The 14,755-nt window shown below is 65.4% G+C and carries 12 protein-coding genes; 6 read left to right on the top strand and 6 right to left on the bottom strand.

Features of this window, described 5'->3' with window-relative positions; translation table 11 throughout:
• Positions 1–7 precede the first annotated feature (7 nt).
• Positions 8–610 carry a BA14K family protein gene (locus tag ACYX4S_RS03215; protein ID WP_476361868.1) on the bottom strand — a complete coding sequence of 201 codons (603 nt, stop codon included), beginning with the start codon at positions 608–610 and terminating at the stop codon, positions 8–10.
• 126 nt (positions 611–736) lie between these two features.
• On the opposite strand from ACYX4S_RS03215, the gene ACYX4S_RS03220 reads away from it, so the two are divergent.
• The 4 genes from ACYX4S_RS03220 to ACYX4S_RS03235 all read left to right on the top strand — a co-directional run bounded on the left by ACYX4S_RS03220 (position 737) and on the right by ACYX4S_RS03235 (position 4,200).
• Positions 737–1,543 carry a HugZ family pyridoxamine 5'-phosphate oxidase gene (locus ACYX4S_RS03220; protein ID WP_476362808.1) on the top strand — a complete coding sequence of 269 codons (807 nt, stop codon included), beginning with the start codon at positions 737–739 and terminating at the stop codon, positions 1,541–1,543.
• 62 nt (positions 1,544–1,605) lie between these two features.
• Positions 1,606–2,559, top strand: a complete 954-nt coding sequence (locus ACYX4S_RS03225) for an alpha/beta hydrolase (protein ID WP_476361869.1) — start codon at positions 1,606–1,608, stop codon at positions 2,557–2,559.
• A 23-nt stretch (positions 2,560–2,582) separates the two neighbouring features.
• On the top strand, positions 2,583–2,978 hold the full coding sequence (locus ACYX4S_RS03230) for an MAPEG family protein (RefSeq protein ID WP_476361870.1): 396 nt from the start codon (positions 2,583–2,585) through the stop codon (positions 2,976–2,978).
• A gap of 79 nt (positions 2,979–3,057) precedes the next feature.
• Entirely contained in the window at positions 3,058–4,200 is a 1,143-nt protein-coding gene (locus ACYX4S_RS03235) for an endonuclease/exonuclease/phosphatase family protein (protein WP_476361871.1), read from the top strand.
• Between the two features lie 72 nt (positions 4,201–4,272).
• On the opposite strand, the gene ACYX4S_RS03240 is transcribed toward ACYX4S_RS03235, so the two are convergent.
• From ACYX4S_RS03240 to ACYX4S_RS03260, 5 genes are all read right to left on the bottom strand, one after another.
• Positions 4,273–6,036, bottom strand: a complete 1,764-nt coding sequence (locus ACYX4S_RS03240; RefSeq protein WP_476361872.1) for a methyl-accepting chemotaxis protein — start codon at positions 6,034–6,036, stop codon at positions 4,273–4,275.
• Between the two features lie 299 nt (positions 6,037–6,335).
• On the bottom strand, positions 6,336–9,938 hold the full coding sequence (locus ACYX4S_RS03245) for a hydantoinase B/oxoprolinase family protein (RefSeq protein WP_476361873.1): 3,603 nt from the start codon (positions 9,936–9,938) through the stop codon (positions 6,336–6,338).
• A gap of 134 nt (positions 9,939–10,072) precedes the next feature.
• Positions 10,073–11,380, bottom strand: a complete 1,308-nt coding sequence (locus ACYX4S_RS03250; RefSeq protein ID WP_476361874.1) for a TRAP transporter large permease — start codon at positions 11,378–11,380, stop codon at positions 10,073–10,075.
• Between the two features lie 4 nt (positions 11,381–11,384).
• Positions 11,385–11,918, bottom strand: a complete 534-nt coding sequence (locus ACYX4S_RS03255; protein ID WP_293724485.1) for a TRAP transporter small permease — start codon at positions 11,916–11,918, stop codon at positions 11,385–11,387.
• Between the two features lie 145 nt (positions 11,919–12,063).
• Positions 12,064–13,068, bottom strand: a complete 1,005-nt coding sequence (locus ACYX4S_RS03260) for a TRAP transporter substrate-binding protein (RefSeq protein ID WP_293724487.1) — start codon at positions 13,066–13,068, stop codon at positions 12,064–12,066.
• A 355-nt stretch (positions 13,069–13,423) separates the two neighbouring features.
• Here ACYX4S_RS03260 and ACYX4S_RS03265 point away from each other — a divergent pair, with 355 nt between their 5' ends.
• Both ACYX4S_RS03265 and ACYX4S_RS03270 read left to right on the top strand, forming a co-directional pair.
• Complete coding sequence (locus tag ACYX4S_RS03265; protein ID WP_476361875.1) at positions 13,424–14,143, top strand: aspartate/glutamate racemase family protein; 720 nt, start codon at positions 13,424–13,426, stop codon at positions 14,141–14,143.
• Positions 14,144–14,209: 66 nt separating this feature from the next.
• On the top strand, positions 14,210–14,749 hold the full coding sequence (locus ACYX4S_RS03270) for a winged helix DNA-binding protein (protein WP_293724491.1): 540 nt from the start codon (positions 14,210–14,212) through the stop codon (positions 14,747–14,749).
• Positions 14,750–14,755 lie beyond the last annotated feature (6 nt).

Below are 14,755 nucleotides of genomic sequence, written 5' to 3' on the forward strand. Positions count from 1 at the left end.
GCGAAGGTCAGCGACAGAACCGCTTGCGACCGGAGTAGGCGGTGTAATAGCCGGTACGCGGATTGAAGCTGCGGTATTTGCGGGAACAATAGTTGTACCAAGCCCGCGTCCAGGGCTCGGGGCGCCCCCGGTATCGCACGGGCGGCGCCACCCGTTGCGGCTGCGAAAGCGACTGTCCAAGGATCGCACCCGCTCCCAAGCCCAGAATCGCACCGGCAATGCCGGCCCCGATGTTGCTGCCGCGATCGCGGTCGCGGTAGTAGCCCCGGTTCCTGTCGCGGCGGTACCTGTGGCGGTCATACCCGTCGCCGCGATGGCGGCGGTAGGTGCGTCCGGTGTTCTGCTGCTGGTTCTTGTAGCGCCAGTAGGCCCGGTCGGATCCGTACTGGCCGAAGTTGTCCTGGTTGTGGGCCGGGTCGTCCGCCATGGCGACGCCCGGAACGGAGACGGTTGCCGGCATGGCCACGGCAAGGGTAAGGGCGAGCGAGGTCGCCGCGCTCACGAGAAGGCGGGAAAGTCGGTTGCCGCTCTTGCGTACCGTCATGGGGGTCGGCCGGCCCTGGGAGCCCCCTGACATTTCAAGGTCTGTGGTCACGGCGGACGTACCCATTGCGGATCTCCCGGTTGTCATTCGATCCAACTTCCGTCAACCATCGCCCTCATTGTGGCGAGAGGGAGACTTGTCGTTGGAAGAACGTCTCGGGAAGGAAATGGTTCAATGACGGCCGGAAACAAGATGGACGAGGCCACCGGGGGCGGGACGCTCCTGCGCGAAGCGGTGACGGGCGAACGGCCTGAAACCGTTCTCGAGACCGACGAGACGGCGCGCGCGCTTGCCCGTACGCTCATCCGGGAGGCCCGTTTCGGGGCGCTGGGCGTGCTGGACCCGGCCGATGGAGCGCCCTTCGTGTCACGGGTCGCGCTCGCCTGCGAACTGGATGGCCGTCCGGTGATGCTCGTCTCCGAGCTTTCCCGACATACCCAGGCGCTCAGGGTGGACCCGCGCTGTTCCCTGCTGGTCGGGGAACCCGGCAAGGGCGACCCTCTCGCGCATCCGCGCCTGTCGATCACCGGCGAGGCGCGGTTCCTGCAGCCGGATACGCCGGAACACGCGGCCGCGCGACGGCGTTTTCTGGCCCGCCATCCCAAGGCGAAGCTCTATGCGGACTTCGCCGATTTCTCGTTCGTCCGCCTGGACATGGCGCGCGCCAGCCTGAACGGCGGATTCGCGCGCGCCTACGCCATGGGTGAAGAGGATCTCCGGCTGCGCGATCATCCAGCACTTGAAGGGCTCGCGGCCATGGAGGAGGGTGCGGTCGCGCACATGAACGAGGATCACCTGGATGCCATCGCTCTCTACGCCGAGAAGCTTGCCGGCCGGACGCCAGGGAACTGGCGGATGACGTCCTTCGACCCGGAGGGCATGGATCTGGCGGATGGTGACAGGGTGGCGCGGATCGCCTTCGAACCGCCGCTGGAGAGTGCGGCCGAACTGCGCCCGCGGCTCGTCGCCCTTGCGAAAGCGGCAAGGGGCGAGGGATGATCGCGGTGTCCGCGCGCCTGAGCGCTCAGGCAGGGCCGCCCCACCAGCATGAACGGACCGGAATGACTTCAAAGCTTTTTCGCCGCTCCATCGTTTCCGCCGCGCAGGTGCGTGGTGCGTTGCGCCTGTTTCTCGTGATCGCGGTGATGGCGGCGGGGCTCGTATCTCCCGTCGGTGTTGCCGATGCGCAGGCGGCCTACAGGCTGGACAGCTACAAGGACAGGCTCTTCCGCTACCCGGGGCTCCTTGCGGGGCAACCGCAGGATGCCTTCGTCATCGTCGACTACGACAAGCGCCGCGACATCCACCGCCGCGACAAGGTGTGGGAGCGGGAGGTTTTCGGCGAATATGTCTCCATGCGACCCAGCAGCTCGCAGGAGGACCTGGAGATGACGGCCAACGGGCGGCGCATCACCTACATGCGGGTGGGTGAGCCGCGCGGCGCGAAGGCGATCGTGATCTATGTACACGGCCAGGGCGGCAATCGCTTCCAGGGCATGAACGACAAGAGCTTTGGCGGAAACTTCAACCGCATCAAGAACCTGATGGTCCGCAATTCCGGTGTCTACATCACGCTGGACGTGAAGGACTTCGACCAGCGCGGCGCCGGTGACGTCAAGGCGCTGATGCGCCGCTACACGCAGCAGGCGCCGGGCGCGAAGGTCTATGTTGCCTGCGGATCCATGGGCGGCTTCGTGTGCTGGCAACTGGCCAGGGACCCTTCGGCGGCGGCCATGATGGGGGGTATGCTGCTGATGGGCTCCTCTTGGGACGACGACTATCTGAACACCGCCCAGTTTCGTAAGGGCCGCTTGCCGATCTATCTCGGCCACGGAAGCTGGGACAAGGTCTACGACTGGCGGAAGCAGGCAGCGTTCTTCGAGCGGATCAAGGCGCGGAACCCCAACTATCCCGCCCGGTTCGTGCTCTTCGAGACAGGCACGCACGGGACGCCGATCCGCATGACGGACTGGCGGCTGGTGCTCAACTGGATGTTCGCGGTGACCGGGCGCTGACGCCGGGACTTGGGAGAATTTGCATGGTTCAGGTAACGGGTCTCTACGCGGCGCTTTTCGCGCTTCTCTACATCGGCCTTGCGGCGCGGATCATCGCCGTTCGAAAGCGCGACCGGGTGAGTGTCGGCGACGGAGCGAGCCGTGAGCTCGAGCGTCGTATCCGCATGCATGGCAATGCCGCCGAATACGGGCCGCTGATCCTTCTCCTGATGGCGCTCTGCGAAATGCAGGCGACCTCCGCCTATGTGATCCACGGGCTCGGCATCGCGCTGATCGTGGGGCGGCTGCTTCACGCCTTCGGACTGGCGCCCGGCGACCGGAACCTGAAAGCCCGCATGGCGGGAATGTTCCTCACCTTCTCCTGCCTGGCGATCCCGGCCCTGATTCTGCTCTACAAGGGAATTGTCGGCGGTATCTGAAGTTTGTTGACGTAGGGGTAATTTCCCTGGCACTCTCCTCCTGATTGCATTTGTCGATAGTGCTCGTCGGGAGGGCGAGATGAACAGTTTCAAGCTGACCTGCTGGAATATCGAGCATTCGGACAAGCTGATCGACGCGCTTGGCGACGCCGATCCGCGCAAGCGAGACGAGGCGGAGGAACGGCGCGACGCCATTGCCGCCGAGATTGCCGCAATCGACCCGGACATCCTGATGGTGTGCGAGGGACCGAACGGGGAGACGCGGGCGAGGGAGTTCTTCGCCGCCGTCGCGCCCGGTCACGATCTGGTCGTGCGCGGGAGCGGTGAGCGGCGCGACTACGGGATGCAGGGCACCGACGCGACCACTGGCAGGCAGTGGATCTGGTTCCTTCTGCGGCGAGGGGCGGGGATCACGGGGCGGCTTCTCCATCTCGACCAGTGGCGGCGGCTGGTCGAGGCCAATTCCGCCGGAGAGCATGCAAATGGGCGCTGGGACGTGTCCTATCCGCGCTTCCGGGAGGGGGTGCTGGAGTTTGACATCGACCGCAACCACTCACACTGGCGGCATCCCCAGGTGCTTCTGGCGGAAATCGGGGGAGAACGCTTCGAGGTGATCGGCTGCCACCTGAAGAGCAAGTACACGCGTACGGGCAGTTCCGGTTCGCCGTCGGACGATGCCTTCTTTGCTGACAATCCGAAGCTCGTGGCCGAACTCATCAAGGCGCGCACCAAGATCACGACCGAGTGCGCGGATGTTCGCCACTATATCGATGCCCGCTTCCAGGCGGATGCCAGCGCGCCGATCATCGTGGCTGGTGACCTCAACGACGGACCGGGCAAGGAGCGGATCGAGCGCCGCTTTCTCTATCACGACCTTATCAGCACGCTGCAGGGCGAGATCTTCTTCGCTCGTGCGTTCCTGAACCATGCGCTGTTCGATGCGCCGCAGGACGAGCGCTGGTCGGTCTTTTTTCGCGACAGGCTCGATCCCGGGCGCGACCCGCGCATCCTGCTCGATCACATCCTGTTCAGCCAGAGCTTCACCGGGAACACCCAGGTGACGCCTTTCGCCTATCGCGCCCGCACCGGTGGCGGGTTGGTCGAGCATGACATCCATCACGCGGTGACCGGAACGCGCCCGTCCCACGCCCATACGAGCGACCACAAGCCGGTATCGATGGTGTTCGACCGAAGGGCGACGGGCGGTGGCCAGATCACCTGAGGAACATCAGGCACAAGGGGGAAGACCGTAGGCGGGCTTCCCCCGGTATGCTGACGCGTGCCGGCGCCGCCCTCAGGCGGCGCGGATGTTGCGCAGGAAGGTGTCGAGTTCCTGCTCCAGCGTGCCGGACTGGTAGGCGAGGCTCTCCACGGCGGTGAGCACCTGGCGGGCACCGGCGCTGGAGTCGACCGCGCGTTCGCGCACCGAGCCGATGGTGTGGGTGATCTCGGAACTGCCCGATGCGACTTCCGAGACGTTGCGGGCGATCTCCGCCGTCACCGCGCTTTGCTCCTCGATCGCAGACGCGATGGCCGAGATCTGGCCGTTGATCTGGTTGATCGCCTCGACGACCGCGCCGATCGCCTCGGAGGTCTTGTGCGTTCCGGTCTGCATGTCCTGCACTTGGGCGCTGATGTCCTCCGTGGCGCGTCCGGTCTGCCCGGCAAGGGCCTTGACCTCTCCGGCGACCACGGCAAACCCCTTGCCGGCCTCGCCGGCGCGGGCGGCCTCGATGGTCGCGTTGAGGGCCAGCAGGTTGGTCTGCGCGGCAATGTCGTTGATGAGCTTCACCACGTCATCGATACGCCGTGCCGAGGCGGTGAGACCGCCGACGACCGCGCTCGACTCGCGTGCGTTCTCGCTCGTGCTGCCGGCGGCTCCAAGCGCCGCCGTGACCTGACGGCTGATCTCGCCGATGGAGGCGTTGAGCTCCTCCGCCGCACTTGCCACCGTCTGGATGCCGGAGGTCGACTGTTCCGCCGCCGCGGCGACGGTGCCGGCGTTGTCGGACGTGACTTCCGCGTTGCGGGCCATGGCGTCCGCAGCGTCCTTGAGTTCGCGCACCGCCGCGCCGATGCTGCGAGACACGTTCATCAGCGAGGATTCGAGGGCGTCGGCGAGACGCAGCGTCGCCTCGCGCTTCTCGATCTCGATGCGTTCCTCCTCCTCGCGGGCCTGTTCCTGGAGGCGCTTGATCTCGATCGTCTTCTCGCGGAAGGCCTCGAACGCGCGCGCAAGCTCACCGACTTCATCGCGGGAGCGGATATTGACCTCGACGGAGGTGTCGTCCATGGCGAGCCGGTTGAGTGCGGTCACGACGGTGCGCAAAGGGCGACTGATGCCGAAGACCGCGAGCAGGATCGCGATGGCGATGCCGACGGCCACGGCCACGACGGTGGTGGTGCTCATCAGCAGCAGGCCATGTTGTTCATGGTCGAGGGCGGCGGCGCTGGCCTCGACGGTGAAGCGGTCGAGGTCCTCGGTCAGGGCGAGCAGTTCGGCATCCAGCCGGTGCTGCTCTCTTTCAAGCGTTGCGGAAAGTTTCTGCGCCGCGTCGAGATTGCCGGCATCGATGTGCCCGATGATCTGGCCAAGATGCTTTTCGTAGGCCTCGTATTCGGACGAGATGCGGCCAAGCTGGTCGAGAACCCTTTCGTATTTCGCCGCATGATCGGGAGAAACGGCGAGGGAAATACCCTTCCTGGCGATCTCCCTTGCAAGTCCGATCTCCTCGCCCACCCGGACCGAGAGGGTTTTCAGCTTCTCTTCAAGCGCGGCCCGGTCCCCGGTCTCGCTCGTGGGGGAGAGGTCCGCCAGGCGAAACAGGCGTTCGAGAACGAGAGCCTGCTCGAGTTGATGCGCTGTGACCTTGCTCACATTTGTGGCAAGGGGAACCGTCTCGACGGCGATTTCCTCCAGTTCCTTGCCGATCTGTCGCATCTGCGTCAGCCCGACTCCGGCAATCAGCAGCATGGTGAAACTGAGGAATGCCACGAGTCCGAGGATCTTGGCGGAAATGGACCGCAGGCGGGAGGAACCGGCACGCGTCTCGTGCATGGAAGCAATCCTTGAGAGAGAACGGTTAGCGATCTGAGCTAAGCTTGTCTCTTCATTACTTTGCGTAATTTCTTAATTTTCCCTGATTTTGCAGCGGAAGTATCACTGGTTTCCAGCTTTTTATTCTTCAAAAATTAGGGTGGTTTCGGGTTTTTATCGCAAATGAGTTTTGAATAAAAATTTAGATATAGAATTTATTACATGAGTCGTTGCGCGGCATGTGCGCGGGTCATCCAGAAAAATACGAAGGCCGCGCCTTTGGCGCGGCCTCCTCACCCAATTCCGCGGGAAACAGGCCCTCAGGCCTTGCCCCACCCACCGGCCGTCGGCGTGATGACCGTTACGGCCTCGCCGGCCTTCAGGACGGTCTGGTCGCAGCCTTTCAGTTCCTCGCTCTTGCCGTCGAGTCGGCGCACAAGCGTCCGGCCAAGTTCTCCGTCGGCGCCGCCTTCCATGCCCTTCGGCGCGATGGTGCGGTGGGAGGAGAGGATCGCGAGTTCCATTTCCTCGAGGAAGCGGATGGTGCGCCTGGTGCCGCTGCCGGCCGACCACTGTCCCTTTCCGCCGGATCCCTCGCGGATATGAAAGTCCTCGAGCAGGACCGGGTAGCGGAACTCGAGCACTTCCGGATCGGTCAGGCGCGAGTTGGTCATGTGCACGTGAACGCCGTCCGTCCCGTCGAAGCCGGGGCCGGCGGGTGAGCCGGAGCACAGGGTCTCGTAGTACTGGTAGGTGTCGTTTCCGAACGTGAGGTTGTTCATCGTGCCCTGGCTGTTGGCCATGGCCTTCAGGGCGCCGAACAGGGCATTGGTGACATGCTGGCTGGTCTCCACATTGCCGGCGACCACGGCGGCCGGATAGGCGGGCTTCAGCATGCAGCCGTCGGGAATGACGATGTGGATCGGACGCAGGCAGCCCGCGTTCATCGGGATGTCGCCTTCCACCATGACGCGGAAGCAGTAGAGAACGGCCGCGCGGGTGACTGGCTCGGGCGCGTTGAAATTGTTCGCCTTCACGTCGCTGGTGCCGGTGAAGTCGACGGTTGCTTCCCGCTTCTCCCGGTCCACGGAGATGCGCACCTTGATGAGCGCGCCCTGATCGGTCGGATACTCGTACTCGCTGTCGCTCAGGGCCTCGATGACGCGGCGCACGCTTTCTTCCGCATTGTCCTGAACGTGACCCATGTAGGCCTGAACGACTTCCAGGCCGAAATGGCCGACCATCTTGCGCAGCTCGCGCACGCCCTTCTCGTTGGCCGCGATCTGGGCCTTCAGGTCGGCGACGTTCTGGGTGACGTTGCGCACGGGCCAGGGGTGGTCCGTCAGAAGTTCGACGAGAGCTTCCTCGCGGAAGCGGCCCTGGTCGACAAGCTTGAAGTTGTCGATCAGCACGCCTTCCTCGTCCACGGTGGTGGCGAGCGGCGTCATGGAGCCAGGCGCCGATCCGCCGACATCGGCGTGGTGGCCGCGGCTGGCGGCCCAGAACAGGATCTCCTTGCCCGCATCGTCGAAGACCGGAGACACGACGGTGATGTCCGGCAGGTGCGTTCCGCCGTTGTAGGGCGCATTGAGGGCGAAGACGTCGCCGGGGCGGATCTTGCCCTCGTTGAGCTTGATGACGGTCTCGACCGAGCGATCCATGGAGCCCAGGTGCACGGGCATGTGCGGCGCGTTGGCGACCAGTGCGCCGGAAGCGTCGAACACGGCGCAGGAGAAGTCGAGCCGCTCCTTCACGTTCACCGAGTAGGCGGTGTTCTGCAGCGTCACGCCCATCTGCTCGGCGATCGACATGAACAGGTTGTTGAACACCTCAAGCATGACCGGGTCGGCCTTGGTGCCGATGGCCTCGGCCCGGGCCAGCCGTTCCACGCGCTTGAGGACCACATGGTCCTTGGGGGTGATTTCCGCTTGCCAGCCCGGCTCGATGACGATGGTCTGGTGGGGCTCGACGATGAGGGCCGGGCCGCTGATCCTCTGACCCGGCTTCAGGTCTTCGCGGGCGAAGAAGCCACTCTCGTGCCAGGAGCCTTCCGCAAAGATCCCGCCGGTGGAGGCGGCCACCGGCTCGGAGTCAGCGGGGGCGAGATCCGGCTCGTCGATGCCGGAGCCTCCGCCGACGGATTCCACTTCGATTGCCTCGACCACGATCGGCTTGTCGTCGTAGACGAAGCCGAACTGGGCGCGGTGCGCGTTCGCGAAGGCCTGTGTCATGGCGTCGATGTCGCCATCGGCGAAGGAGACCGCGATCGGTGTGTCCGTGCCCTCGTAGCGCAGGAGCGCACGCGGGAGGTCGCTGATGTCGGCGGCGGGAACACCTTGGCTCTCGACCTCGCCACGGGTCTCGCCGGTGAGGCTGTCGACCAGCGCGCGGATCTCGCCGAGGTTTTCTTCCTCAAGTCGCTTGACGACGGCCTGCTGGCGGGTGGCGCGAATGTCCGCAAGCCCCATGCCGTAGGCGGAGAGGATGCCCGACAGCGGATGCACGATCACGGTGGTCATACCCAGGCTGTCGGCCACCGAACAGGCATGCTGGCCACCCGCGCCGCCGAAGCAGGTCAGGGCGTAGTCCGTGACGTCATACCCGCGCTGGACGGAGATCTTCTTGATGGCATTGGCCATGTTCTCCACCGCGATGCGCAGGAAGCCGTCGGCAACCTCGGCCGCGGTGCGTCCGTCGCCGATCTGCTCGGCCAGGGCTTCGAACTTCGCCACGACCACGTCCCGGTCGAGCGGTTCGTCACGGCCGGGCCCGAAGATCCTGGGGAAGAAGTCTGGACGCAGCTTGCCGACCATCACGTTGGCGTCGGTCACGGCGAGCGGGCCGCCGCGCCGGTAGCAGGCCGGGCCGGGGTTGGCGCCGGCCGAATCCGGGCCGACCTGGAAGCGCCCGTCGCGGTAATGGAGGATCGAGCCGCCGCCGGCCGCGACCGTGTGGATCATCATCATGGGCGCGCGCATGCGCACGCCCGCGACCTCGGTCTCGAAGGCGCGCTCGTAGTCTCCGTTGTAGTGGGAGACATCGGTGGAGGTGCCACCCATGTCGAAGCCGATCACCGCATCGAACCCTGCCATGCGCGAGGTCTCGACCGCGCCGACCACACCGCCGGCCGGTCCGGAGAGGATCGCGTCCTTGCCCTGGAACAGGTCGGCCGCGGTCAGGCCGCCCGACGACTGCATGAACATCAGCCGGCAGTCGGTGCCCTCGATCTGGAGTTCGCTCGCCACCTGCTCGACGTAACGGCGCAGGATCGGCGAGAGATAGGCATCGACCACCGTGGTGTCGCCGCGTCCGACGAGCTTCATCAGCGGCGAGACCTCGTGGCTGACGGAGACCTGCGGGAACCCGACCTTGCGGGCAAGTTCGGCGACCTTCTTCTCGTGCTCGGGGAAGGCATAGGCGTGCATGAAGACGATCGCCACCGAGCGGATGCCGCTGTCGTGGGCGGCCTTCAGGTCCCGCTCGACGGTTGCCAGATCCGGGGCCACCTCGAGGGTGCCGTCGGCACGCACACGCTCGTCGACCTCGACCACGGTTTCATAGAGCAACTCGGGCTTGACGATCTTCTTGGCGAAGATGTCGGGGCGGGCCTGATAGCCGATTTCCAGCGCGTCGCGGAAGCCTCGGGTCGTCACGAGAAGGGTGCGGTCGCCCTTGCGCTCGAGCAGTGCGTTGGTGGCGACCGTGGTGCCCATCTTCACCGTGGCGATGTTCTCCGCCGGAACGCGTTCGCCGGAGGCGACGCCCATGAGTTCACGGATGCCCTGGATCGCGGCGTCGCGATAGGCCTCGGGATTTTCCGACAGGACCTTGTGAGCCTTGATCCCGCCCTCGGGCGTGCGGGCGACGATGTCGGTAAAGGTGCCGCCGCGATCGATCCAGAAATCCCACTTTCCGCTCGTCATGCTGTTTCTCCCGGGTCGTTGCCGCCGCGTCGCGGGCGAAGTGTCTTTCGATGTGATAATATCGATTTTTTATCGATAAAATGTCAACGTATATTCGAGAGCCTGCCGACCCAGCGAGAGCGGCAGGCGAGGCGTCAGGGTATGCTGCGGGCGTTCTCCGGCAGCCATGTGGCGAGCTCGGGCATGCTGATGAGCAGGAACACCATCACGACCATGATCGCGAACATGGGCAGGGCGGCACGCGCGATGTAGGTCATCTCGTGCCGCGTCATGCCCTGCAGCACGAACAGGTTGAAGCCGATCGGCGGCGTGATCTGCGCCATCTCGACCACCACGACGATGAAGATGCCGAACCACAGCAGGTCGATGCCGGCCGCGCGCACCATGGGCTCCACCACGGCCATGGTGAGCACCACGGACGAGATGCCGTCAAGGAAGCAGCCGATGATGATGTAGAACACCAGCAGAGCCATCAGCAGTTCGAAACGCGAGAGTTCCAGCGATCCGATGAAGGTTGCAAGCGCACGGGGGAGCCCGGTGAAGCCCATGGACAGGGACAGGAAGGCGGCGCCGGCGAGGATGAGGGCCACCATGGCCGAGGTCCTCGTCGCGCCCATGAGGCTTTCGCCGAACGCGCGCGGTGTCAGCGACCCCTGGCTTGCGGCGAGCGCCAATGCGCCGATGACGCCGATGGCGGCCGCTTCCGTCGCCGTGGCGTAGCCCAGGTACATGGACCCGATCACGGCGATGATCAGAAGCATGACGGGAGCCAGAAACCGTGAGTTGGCAAGCTTCTCGGCGAAGGTCATGCGCGGTTCGGGCGTCGGCTCGTAGTCGCGGGCGAGCTTCGAGTAGATGGCGATGTAGCCCATGAACAGCGCGGCGAGCACGAGGCCTGGAAGAATGCCGGCCATGAACAGCTTGGTGATGGATTCGTTGACCGTGACGCCATAGACGATGAGCGTCAGCGACGGCGGGATCATCAGGCCAAGGGTCGCGGCGCCGGCAAGCGTGCCGATCACCATCTTCTCCGGATAGTTCCGCTTGCGCAGCTCCGGCACCGACATCTTGCCGACGGTGGTGAGCGTGGCGGCCGACGATCCCGAGACGGCGGCGAAGACCGTGCAGCCGACGACGTTTGTATGCAGCAGGCCGCCGGGAAGCCTTGCCATCCACGGCGAGAGACCGCGGAACATGTCTTCCGACAGGCGTGTGCGATAGAGGATCTCGCCCATCCAGATGAACAGGGGCAGGGCGGTCAGCGTCCAGGAGGAGGACGAGGCCCAGATCACCGTCATCATGGCGTCGCCGGCGGGCCGCGAGGTGAAGAGTTCCATGCCGACGAAGGCGACACCGAGAAGGGCGAGCCCGACCCAGACACCGGTGCCCAGAAGCAGAAAGAGCACGAAGAGAAACAGGACGATGGGGGCGAAGGTTTCCATGGGCCTACTCCGCGTGGCTCTGCTCGACGGTGTCCTGCTTCACGCCGGAGGTGCCGGTGAAGAGGACGCGCACGAGGTGATCGGTGAGCGCGACGGCAAGAAGGACGGAGCCGGCGGCCATGAGGGTCTGGGGAATCCACAATGGGGTCGCGTCCTGGCCCTGGCTCACGTCATGAAGCTTCCAGGACCAGTAGACTGTCTTGATCGCATAGCGGGCCAGGAACCAGGCAAGCGCGGCGCCAATGCCGAAGCACCAGACCTCGAGCCAGCGGGCGTGGCGGCCGAGCGCGCTGAGAAGCAGGCTCACGCGAATATGGGCGCCTCGGTTGAGCGCGTGGGCGAAGGCCAGGAACGACGCGCCGGCCATCGCATAGCCCGCGTAGCTGGTGGCTCCGGGAAAGGTGAGACCGGTCCAGCGGGCGACCATCTGGCCGACGATGATGGCGAGGATCGATACGAGGCAGAGCGCGGCGAGCACGCCGCCGGCAAAATAGAGGCCGTCAAGGGCGGTGCGAAGCGCCCGAGCAAGTCGGATCATGTCGAGGTCCTGTCGGCTTGCGCCCGCTCACGAGAATGCGCGGCGCGTTCGGCACCGTTGGCCGGCAGTGGCGCGAGGCAGCGGACACACCGCTTCCCCGCGCATGGGACGAACGGCGCGCGGGCGCGCCGTTCGCGGTCCCGCCTCAGTTGGCCTTGTAGGCGTCGACGATGGCCTTGCCCTTGTCGCCGGCGGCCTTCAGCCACTCGGCGGTCATGGTCTCTCCGACCTTGGCAAGATCCGCCTTGAGCTGATCGCTCGGCTTCTCGACCTTCATGCCGTTTTCGGCCAGTCCCTCGAGGGTGAAGGTGGTGTAGTCCTTCGCCTTCTGCAGGCCCTCGCTCTCGGCGGTGGCGGCGCAGTCGGTGAAGACCTTCCTGGTCGCGTCGTCGAGCGCGGCCCAGCTGTCCTTGTTGACGAAGACGGCGTTGCGCGGCAGCCACGCGTCGACTTCGTAGAAATTGGACACGTTCTCCCAGAGCTTGCTGTCGTAACCGGTCGCACCGGAGGAGACCATCGACTGGGCGACACCGGTGGCGAACGCCTGCGGTACCTCGGCGGCCTCGATCTGCACCGGCAGCATGCCGGTGAGTTCGGCGAGCTTGGCGGTCGCGGCGTTGTACGCGCGGAACTTCAGGCCCTCCATGTCGGCGACGGAGTTCACTTCCTTGTTGAAGTACATGCCCTGGGGCGGCCACGGCACAGTGTAGAGCAGCACCAGGTTCTGCTCGTCCAGCGCCTCGGCGATCGCCGGCTCGGCGGCGTCCCACAGCTTCACGGAATCGTCGAAGGAGGTGGCGAGGAAGGGAATGCTGTCGACGCCGAAGAGCGGATTCTCGTTGGCGTGGGCGGACAGAAGGCGCTCGCCGATCGGCACCTGGCCGGTCTGGACGGCGCGCTTGATGTCGGCGCCGCCGAACAGGGATCCGTTGGGATGGGTGACGATCTCGATCGCGCCGTCGGTTCCCTTGGTCACGCAGGCGGCGAAGGTGCCGCCATTTTCCGTGTGGTAGTTGCTGGCCGGATAGGCCATCGGCAGATCCCACTTCTCGGCCGCGGCCGGACCCGCAAGGGCGGTGGCCACGAGGCCGGCGGCGGCCAGGCTGGTGGTATAGGCCAGGGCCCGACGGGTCTGGGTCGATGCGGTCATGCTGCAGTCCTCCGGTGTGCTTCCGACTCGATGCGTTGCGGCGCGGAAGCGGGTTCCTGATCTCTGGTCGGTCATATTGTTTCTCGCGCCCCGTCTGGTCGCGGGGTCGGCCTCACTCTAGCCGCCACGGGGGCGTTCCGACAGGGGGACACCGGGCGCGACAGCAGACGAGACTCGGGAAGTCTTATCGGCGAGCGACATGGTGTCAACAATTTGTCGACAAATTGCCATTGTTGGCGCACCATTCCGACGAAACGCCGAAAAAAGAAGACGGACCGCCGGATGGCGGACGTGATAAATCCGGCGGGAGGAAGCGCGTCCCCCTGGGCGCGCGCGGCAGAAGGAGGTCCGGGTCATGCGTGTCAGGGGCGGAGCACCCGTTGCGGGAGCGGCGGTCGGAATAGCTATGCTCGACACGCGGTTCCCCCGCATTCCCGGAGATCTCGGCAACGCACTGACATGGCCGTTTCCCGTGCTCTATCGCGTGGTGCGCGGCGCGCGGCCCGAGCTTGCTGTCAGCGGCGACACGGAGCTGCTTCTGGCCCCCTTCATCGAGGCCGGGCGGGGGCTCGTCGCCGACGGAGCGCAGGGCATCGTCACGAGCTGTGGGTTCCTCGTGCGGTTTCAGGACCGCCTGCGCGATGCGCTGGGCGTTCCGGTCGCGACCTCGTCGCTCATGCAGGTTCCCATGGTGCAGGCGCTTCTGCCTGCCGGGAAGCGTGTCGGTATCCTGACGATCTCGGCACAATCCCTCGGTCCGGGGGATCTCGTTGCGGCTGGCTGCGCGCCGGACACGCCCATTGCCGGCACGGATGGCGGGCGGGAGTTTTCCCGTGTCATCCTCGCAAACGAGGAGGAGCTCGACGTGGATCTGGCGCGTGCCGACCTCGTTGCGGCCGGGCGGGCGTTGATTGCGCGGCATCCCGAGGTCGGCGCCATCGTTCTGGAATGCACGAACATGGTGCCCTATGCGGCGGACATTCGGGCGGCTTGCGGCGTGCCGGTCTATTCGGTGGCGAGCCTCGTCACGTGGTTCCAGTCGGGCCTTGATCCGGCGCGCTATCCCGTGTCGTGACGGGTGGTCCGCATGTGCGGGCCGTTCGATGACACGTCCACATCACCAACCAGGGACAGGATCAATATGTCGAGCGAGACGGAGAACGAGCCGGCCCATCCCGGAGTAGGTCCGGTCGTATCGGCGGCGCATCTTGCCTCCGGTGCCATGCCGGCACTGTCGGAGGTGGAATTCGCGGTGACCATGATGGTCAACGCCTATCACCGCTGGATGGCGCGCTGCATGGCGGCGGCGGGGGCTCCCGGGATCAGTCCTCTCGAAACACTCGTGCTGCATTCGGTCAACCATCGCGGGCGGCCCAAGTCGCTCGCCGACATCTGCCTTGTCCTCAACATCGAGGACACGCACACGGTTACCTATGCGCTGAAAAAGCTTCAGGCCGCCGGACTGGTGGAAACTGGCAGGCGCGGGAAGGAGAAGACCGTGGCCATCACGGCCGAGGGGGAAAAGATCTGCCTCGAGTATCGCAGGCTCCGCGAGGCCTTGCTGGTCGGCCCGGTGAAGGGGCTCGGCATGGACGAACAGGAATTGTCGCGCCTGGCGGCAACGCTTCGCTCCGTCTCGGGGCACTATGATCAGGCCGCCCGCGCTGCGGCGGCGATGTAGGTCGAC

Source organism: Stappia sp. ABD4_338, from assembly GCF_056312175.1.